This window comes from Dongia sp. (assembly GCF_041906375.1).
Classification (GTDB): Bacteria; Pseudomonadota; Alphaproteobacteria; order Dongiales; family Dongiaceae; genus Dongia.
Window position 1 is genome coordinate 22,522 of the sequence record NZ_JAYRJJ010000008.1, and the last position, 6,745, is coordinate 29,266.

7 protein-coding genes are annotated in these 6,745 nt (G+C 62.0%); 2 read left to right on the forward strand and 5 right to left on the reverse strand.

The features are described 5' to 3' along the window. Positions 1–5 precede the first annotated feature (5 nt). Together ACE3OA_RS19440 and ACE3OA_RS19445 are read left to right on the forward strand one after the other, a co-directional pair. Positions 6–1,094, forward strand: coding sequence for a 5-(carboxyamino)imidazole ribonucleotide synthase (locus ACE3OA_RS19440; protein WP_374313873.1), 1,089 nt, complete (start codon positions 6–8; stop codon positions 1,092–1,094). A 9-nt stretch (positions 1,095–1,103) separates the two neighbouring features. Further along, on the forward strand, positions 1,104–1,619 hold the full coding sequence (locus tag ACE3OA_RS19445; RefSeq protein WP_374313875.1) for a hypothetical protein: 516 nt from the start codon (positions 1,104–1,106) through the stop codon (positions 1,617–1,619). Between the two features lie 94 nt (positions 1,620–1,713). Here the strand turns inward: ACE3OA_RS19445 and ACE3OA_RS19450 are convergent, their stop codons facing one another. From ACE3OA_RS19450 to ACE3OA_RS19470, 5 genes are all read right to left on the reverse strand, one after another. Beyond that, on the reverse strand, positions 1,714–2,724 hold the full coding sequence (locus ACE3OA_RS19450; protein ID WP_374313878.1) for an ABC transporter substrate-binding protein: 1,011 nt from the start codon (positions 2,722–2,724) through the stop codon (positions 1,714–1,716). Positions 2,725–2,774: 50 nt separating this feature from the next. Then, positions 2,775–3,743, reverse strand: coding sequence for an ABC transporter permease (locus tag ACE3OA_RS19455; RefSeq protein ID WP_374313880.1), 969 nt, complete (start codon positions 3,741–3,743; stop codon positions 2,775–2,777). Further along, the gene (locus ACE3OA_RS19460) at positions 3,740–4,849 is read right to left on the reverse strand and encodes an ABC transporter permease (RefSeq protein WP_374313882.1); all 1,110 of its coding nucleotides are present in this window, start codon (positions 4,847–4,849) and stop codon (positions 3,740–3,742) included. Before ACE3OA_RS19460 ends, ACE3OA_RS19455 begins: the two co-directional genes overlap by 4 nt. Continuing rightward, the gene (locus tag ACE3OA_RS19465; protein ID WP_374313884.1) at positions 4,846–5,634 is read right to left on the reverse strand and encodes an ABC transporter ATP-binding protein; all 789 of its coding nucleotides are present in this window, start codon (positions 5,632–5,634) and stop codon (positions 4,846–4,848) included. The genes ACE3OA_RS19460 and ACE3OA_RS19465 overlap by 4 nt, the downstream gene beginning before the upstream one ends. 129 nt (positions 5,635–5,763) lie before the next feature. Beyond that, positions 5,764–6,745, reverse strand: a 982-nt coding sequence (locus ACE3OA_RS19470; RefSeq protein WP_374313886.1) for a Zn-dependent hydrolase, incomplete at its 5' end; no start/stop codon positions are given.

A 6,745-nucleotide genomic window follows, 5' to 3' on the forward strand; every position in this document is an offset into this window, starting at 1 on the left:
GTTTCATGAGCGCCGAAGAAGGCCAGATCCTGCCGCCCGGCTCCGTCATCGGTATTCTGGGCGGTGGCCAGCTGGGTCGCATGTCGGCGCTCGCTGCCGGCCGCCTCGGCTACAAGGTGCATATCTTCTCGCCGGAGAAGGACGGACCCGCGGCACAGGTTTCGTGGAAGAACACGGTTGCTGACTACACCGATCTTGCGGCACTCGAAGCCTTCGCCAGATCGGTCGATGTCGTCACCTTCGAATTCGAGAACATTCCGGCTGCGGCCGCCGAAGTGCTGGCCAAGGTGAAGCCGACCCGCCCCGCCCCGCGCGTCCTCCACATCACCCAGGAACGCCTGCGGGAAAAGCGCTTCCTGGAAGGGATCGGCGTGCCGGTCACCGACTTCCGCAAAGTGACATCCGCGGCCGACCTCCCGGACGCGGTCGCCGCCATCGGCACGCCCTCGATCCTGAAATCGGCAAGCTTCGGCTATGACGGCAAGGGCCAGGTGCGCATCGAAGCCGGCATGGATCTCGATGACGCCTGGCAGAAGATGGGCGGCAGCATTGCCATCCTCGAAGGCTTCATCGATTTCGATTGCGAGATTTCGGTCATCGTCGCCAGGAATCCGGCCGGCGAGATCGCGCTCTATGAACCGGCGCGCAATCACCACAAACACCATATCCTCGACACCTCGACCGTGCCGGCAGGTATTCCCGCCAAAGTGGCCCATGCCGCCGAAGCCATCGCCCGGCAGATCGCCGGTGAAATCGATTTGATCGGCCTGCTCGCCGTCGAGATGTTCGTGACCAAGGACGGCCGCGTTCTCGTCAACGAACTCGCCCCGCGCCCCCACAACTCCGGCCATTGGTCACAGGATGGCGCCGTCACCTCGCAATTCGAGCAGCATGTGCGGGCGGTCTGTGGTCTGCCGCTCGGCAATCCCGCGCGCCATTCCGACACGGTGATGACCAACCTCATCGGCGACGAAGTCGAGACCTGGCCGCAACTCCTCGCCGACCCCGACGTAAAGCTCCACCTCTATGGCAAGGCGGAAGCAAGGCCGGGCCGCAAGATGGGCCACTGGAACCGGATAAGGCCGAAGAGCTGAAGAGCTTTGATGTCGTCACCAAATTCCTTCTTCATCGTTATCTGCGCGGCATTCGTGATCAATTCCGTGCCGAATACTGCGATTGCGCAAGATCAAGGGAATATTTGGGACAGCGACATTTGGCATAAGGTCAATCTCTATTGCGACACAAACGCCATGGAAGCGATCATTACCATTCGCGGCACCTCCTTCCGCGGCCTTCACGAAACACCGGCGTCGATCACCAAACTGATTGCGAAAATGCGACTTGAACCGGAAGGGGCGTGTAAATGGTCCAACGGCCAGCTTCTACGCATCGAGACATTGACGCCACCATACGAGGCCGAAGGTCGTTGCGGTTCCGAACCGCCAGCGGCCATCAACTTAACGTTGGCAGATCAGACTATCCTTCGGAGTTGGCAATATTTTGACTGCCACGAAGGCTACGCAGCGTCTGCCATCATACTTCATGAAGATGATTTGAAATTTTGCGCGAGCGAATCGGAATGCGCAGAAGCCGGAAAGAGACTCATCCACGCGAACTGAGCTATTTGGACGAATAAGCACGCCCCACAAAACAAAAGCCCCGCCGGGTTCCCGGCGGGGTTTTCAGTTTGGAGGAACGTTTCAGTCGCGCGATTTACAGCGCGTTTGCCTTTTCGACGATGGCGTGGGTCCAGGCGCCTTCCGGCTTCTTGGTGATGACCGGGTCGGAACCGCCCGACATCAGGGTTTCCACGGTGCGCTCGGCGGCGGCATCGTCGAGCCAGCCGGTGCCCTTCGCGTTCTTGCCGACCAGCTTGGCGATTTCCTTCATCATGCGCAGCTGGTGCTTCTCAGTCTGGGCGCCGGTCGTGTCATTGGCCAGCACGATCTTGACCGAGTCCTTCGGGTTCTTCACCGCCCAGTCCCAGCCCTTCTGTGCCGCCTTGACGAAGCGGGCGAGCTTGTCGACCATGGCCGGGTCGCTGAGATTCTTATCGAGCGTATAGAGGCCGTCCTCGAGCGTCGCCACACCTTCCTTTTCATACTGGAAAGTGACCAGCTGCTTGGCCTTCAAGCCGCCATCGATGACCTGCCAGTATTCATTATAGGTCATGGTGGAGACGCAATCGGCCTGCTTCTGCAGCAAGGGATCGACGTTGAAGCCCTGCTTCAGCACCTTGACGCCGCCGGCCGAGCCATCGGTCTTGTAGCCGAGCTTGTTCATCCAGTTGAGGAACGGATACTCGTTGCCGCCGAACCAGACACCCAGCGTCTTGTCCTTGAAATCCTTGGGCGTCTTGATGCCGGCATCCTTGCGGCAGGTCAGCATCATGCCCGACTTCTGGAAGAACTGGGCGATGTTGACCAGCGGCACGCCCTTCTCGCGCGTCGCCAGAGCAGAGGGCATCCAGTCGACGACCACATCGGCACCGCCGCCCGCGATCACCTGGGACGGGTTGATGTCGGGGCCGCCCGCCTTGATCGTGACATCGAGGCCGACTTCATCGAAGAAGCCCTTGTCCTTGGCGACGTAATAGCCGGCGAACTGCGCCTGCGTCACCCATTTCAGCTGCAGGGTCAGCGCGTCCTTGGCTTCCGCCATGGTGGCACCGCCGAGCAGGAGTCCCGCGATGACCGCGGAACCGAATAGTTTCTTGAGCACCATTTTAAGCCTCCGTTTTGGTTATGTTGTAAGCCCAAAGAACTCAGTGAAAATTATCGCCCCCTGAACGAGGCGTGCCAGGAAGTGAGCTTGCGCTCCAGCAGCGCCAGCACACCGTAGGAAAGCGAACCGGCCAGTGCCGCCACCGCGATTGTCGCCCACACCACATCGACATTCATGCGCGCCACCTCGACGCTGATGCGGAAACCCATGCCTGAGATGGGCGAACCGAAGAATTCCGCCACGATGGCACCGATGAGGGCCAGCGTCGAGTTGATCTTGAGAGCATTGAAAAGAAACGGCAAGGCGGCAGGCAGGCGCAGTTTGAGGAGCGTCGCCCAATAGCCGGCGGCATAGGAGCGCATCAGATCGCGTTGCATATTGTCGGCCGCATTGAGGCCGGCCAGCGCGTTCACCAGCATGGGAAAGAAGATCATGAAGACGATCACCGCCGTCTTCGATTCCCAGCCGAAGCCGAACCACATCACCATGATGGGGGCGATGCCGATGATCGGCACGGCGCTGACCATGTTGCCCAACGGTAAAAGACCGCGCTGCAGGAAGGGAATGCGGTCGACGATGAGCGCCGTGGCGAGGCCCAGCGCATTGCCGATGACAAAGCCGGCGATGACGGCCTTGAGGAATGTCTGGCGGAAATCGCCGATGAGGGTCGGCAGCTCGCGGAAGAACGCGTCCCAGATCTGGCTCGGCGCCGGCAGCAGAACGCGCGGCACGCCGAAGCCGCGGCAGATGAATTCCCAGCCCAGCAGCAGCGAGATGCCGAAGACTGCCGGTACCAGCCAGCCGATGAACGGCCAGCCTTTGAGCGCAGAGAGATTGCCGAGCAGCCACCAGGCCGCGGCCGTGCTGGCGAGGATGAGGACGCTCGCCCACCCCACGGTGGGTAATGTTCCGGTCGCTTCCGCCGAGAGGATGCCGTGGAAGCCGTAGATGGACAGGCCCGCCAATAGCACGGCCGCCAGAATGCTGGTGAGGAAGGGATGCGGATGATGCTGTTTCATGAGCGCGCACTCGCGGCCTGGCCGGCATTGCGGAGTACCAACCGCTCGACTCCACCGATGCCGTAGACGAGCGCCGTGCCGAGGAAGGCCGCCGCGAACAGCGCCGACCAGATCTGCACCGTCTGGCCGTAATAGGAACCCGAGAGCAGGCGCGCCCCCAGGCCGGCGGCAGCACCGGTCGGCAGCTCGCCGACGATGGCACCGGTCAGGCTGATCGCAACCGCCACCTTGAGGCTCGCAAAAAGAAAGGGGATCGAGGCCGGCACGCGCAGCTTCCAGAACACCTGGGCCGTGCTGGCGTTATAGGAGCGCATCAGGTCGAGCTGCATCGGGTCGGGCGAGCGCAACCCCTTCACCATGCCGATGGTGACGGGAAAGAAGCAGAGATACATCGAGATGATCGATTTCGGCACCAGCCCGGTGATGCCGATATTGCCCAGCACCACGATGATCATGGGGGCGATGGCCAGGATCGGCACCGTCTGCGAGGCGATGATCCAGGGCATCAAGGACCGATCGAGGGTCCGCACATGCACGATACCCGCGGCCAGGATCATGCCGAGGATGGCACCCAGCGCAAAGCCCACCAGCGTTGCCGAGGCGGTGACACCGGCATGATAGACCAGCGATTTGTTGGAGCTGACCGGCTCGGCAAAAGTCGTAGCGACGAACTCACGCAGGATCTGGTCGGGGCTCGGCAGCACCGGCCGGTCCATCGCCCAGGTACCGCGTAATATCTCCATGAAAGCCGGCTTTGCGGCGGGCGATTCGGGTGCGACGGGCGCCTCGTTCGAGGCCACATCGCCCTCGCCGCTGGCCGGCACATCCTCTTCCGGCTCGGCCGTCGCCGAATCATAGGATTGGCTCTCGTCATCCTCCGCAGCCTGGTCGTCACCCGCTTCGTCGGCGGCACTGGCATCGCCGTTGAGTGCCGCTTCGGCTTCAGCCTCGGCCGCCTGGTCGGCGGCGGCATTCATCAGGCCATCCTCGACCTGGGTCCAGTTGAGCGTGGCCGCCAGCGCGTACCAAGCCACGATGATGATGGCGACGACCGCCAGCACCGGCAGCGCCTTATGCTTCACCCCCTGCATGAAGCCGCCGCTCATTTGACCTCGTCATAGGAATGGCCGGCCTTCAGCCCCATGCGGATGCGGTGGGCAAGGTCCTGCGCCTCCGGCGATTCCCGCGTTTCCAGTGTCCGTGTCGCCGGCAAATTGCTGTCGATGATGTCGATGATGCGGCCGGGCCGGGCGCTCATGATGACGATGCGGGTCGAGAGCAACACCGCTTCATCGATTGAGTGGGTGACGAAAATGACGGTCTTCTTGGTCTTCGCCCAGATCGACAGCAATTCCTCGTTCATGCGGTCGCGCGTGATCTCGTCCAGCGCCCCGAACGGCTCGTCCATCAGCAGCAGGTCCGGATCGAAGCTCAATGCACGCGCGATCGAGGCACGCTGCTGCATGCCACCCGAGAGCTGGAACGGGAACTTCTTCTCGAAGCCCTTGAGGCCGACGAGATCGAGATAACGCTGCGCCTTCTCCGCCCGCTCGGCCTTCGAGACACCCATGATCTCGTGCGGCAGCTCGACATTCCGTTGAATATTGCGCCATGGATAGAGCGCTGCCGCCTGGAAGATATAGCCATAGGCACGCTTCAGTCGCGCCTCTCTGGGCGAGACGCCATTGACCGTTACCGAACCGGATGTCGGCTGCTCCAAATCGGCGATGATCCGCATCAAGGTCGTCTTGCCGCAACCCGACGGGCCGATGAAGGTGACGAACTCGCCGCGGCGAATCTGCAGATTGATGTCTTTGAGCGCTTGGACCGGTGCGTCCGGCGTCTCGAAGGTGAGACCCAGATTGCGGACGTCGATTACGGTGTCCGTCATCGGCGCCCCCTCACCCCAACCCCTCTCCCGCGAGGGGAGAGGGGCTTTTCGCACAAGCTCGCTCGAAACTCCCTCTCCCCTCGCGGGAGAGGGTCGGGGTGAGGGGGTGTCCATATACGCACCGCTCTATCAAGCCGCATTGGCGCGTTCGACCATGGCGCGCAGCAGCACGTCGCAGCCGTCGCGGCAATCTTCCTTGGTCGCATTCTCGATCTCGTTATGGCTGATGCCGCCTTCGCAGGGGATGAAGACCATGGCGGTGGGGGCGACGCGGTTCATGTAGCAGGAATCGTGCCCGGCACCGGAGATAATGTTGAGGTTCGAGAGGCCCAGTTCGTCGGCCCCCTTCTTCACCGCGGCGACGCAGGATTCATCGAACTTCACCGGCGGCGAGTACCAGATTTCCTTGAAATCCATCTCGAGATGATTCTTCGCCACTGCCTCGTCGCAGGCGGCCTTGGCTTCGGCCGCCATCTTGGACAGGATCTTGTCGTCCGGGTGGCGGAGATCGATGGTGAAGAACACCTTGCCCGGAATGACGTTCCGCGAATTGGGGCTGGAATTGATCATGCCCACGGTGGCGCAGGCGAAGGGCTGGTTGTCGTGGCCGATCTTGTTGATGGCGCTGATGACATGGGCGGCACCCACCAGCGCGTCCTTCCGCACCTTCATCGGCGTGGGGCCGGCATGGGCTTCCTGGCCCGTCAGCACCACTTCGAACCAGCGCTGGCCTTGCGCACCCTGCACGATGCCGATGGTCTTCTTCTCGGCTTCGAGGATCGGGCCCTGTTCGATATGCGCCTCGAAGAAGGCATGGACCGGGCGGCCGCCCACCTCGTCATCGCCATAGTAGCCGATGCGCTTCAGCTCCTCGCCCATGGTCTTGCCGTCCTGGTCGGCGCGGTTAAGGCCATAATCGAGGTCGAACACACCCGCGAAAACACCAGACGCCACCATGGCGGGAGCAAAGCGCGAGCCTTCTTCATTGGTCCAGATCGCGGCCTCAACGGGGCGCAGGGTTTCGTATTTCATGTCGTTCAAGGACCGGATGACTTCGAGCCCGCACAGCACGCCATAGACGCCGTCGAACTTGCCGCCCGTGGGCTGGCTG